This is a genomic window from Planotetraspora mira, assembly GCF_016863275.1.
In the GTDB taxonomy this organism is placed as follows: domain Bacteria; phylum Actinomycetota; class Actinomycetes; order Streptosporangiales; family Streptosporangiaceae; genus Planotetraspora; species Planotetraspora mira.
The window spans coordinates 1-695 of sequence record NZ_BOOO01000094.1; the positions used below are offsets into that span (position 1 = coordinate 1).

Below are 695 nucleotides of genomic sequence, written 5' to 3' on the forward strand. Positions count from 1 at the left end.
GGGGTGGAGGCGGCGGTGTCGGGGTTGGTGGTGGGTGGGGTGCCGGAGTCGGCTGGTGAGTGTCTGGCTGAGGTTGAGGTGTTGGTGGGGGCGCGGGATCGGTTGATCGCGGCGGTGGCGGAGCGGGTGGGTCGGGTGCATCGGGCGGGTGAGGCCAGGGTGCAGGGGCATGCGAGTACGCGGATGTGGTTGCGGGGTGGGTGTGGGATGGATGGTGGTTCGGCCGGTCGGTTGCTCACGTTGGCGGTCGAGTTGGCGCGGTTGCCGGTGGTGCGGGCGCGGTTCGCTGAGGGGTCGTTGTCGGAGGGGCGGGTGTATGCGATCTGTGTGGCGGTCGGTGGGTTGACTGATGAGCAGGTGGGGGTGGCGGAGCCGATTTTGGTGGGGTTGGCGGATCAGGCGGGTCCGGCGGAGGTGGTTCGGGCGGGCCGGTTCCTGCGGGAGATTTTGGATCCGGGTTCGGCAGGCAAGGATGAGGATGCCGATTATGGGCGGCGGTTTTTGGTGGTGCGGCCGTCGGGTTCGGGTGGGATGGAGGGGGAGTTCCGGTTGCCGCGGGAGGCGGCGGCGCGGTTGCGGGCCTGGCTGGACGCTTATGCCAAGCCGAGGGTTGAGGGTGATGAGCGGCCGTTGCGGGTGCGTAACGCCGATGCGTTGATGGCGTTGCTGGAGAGCAAGGTCACTACTGAGTTGCT

Annotated in this window: 1 protein-coding gene; it reads left to right on the forward strand. The window is 68.3% G+C overall.

Annotated features, from left to right (window positions below; genetic code table 11):
* Nucleotides 1–126: 126 nt before the first annotated feature.
* A partial coding sequence (locus Pmi06nite_RS41635; RefSeq protein ID WP_373317371.1) for a DUF222 domain-containing protein occupies nucleotides 127–695 on the forward strand: 569 nt, incomplete at its 3' end.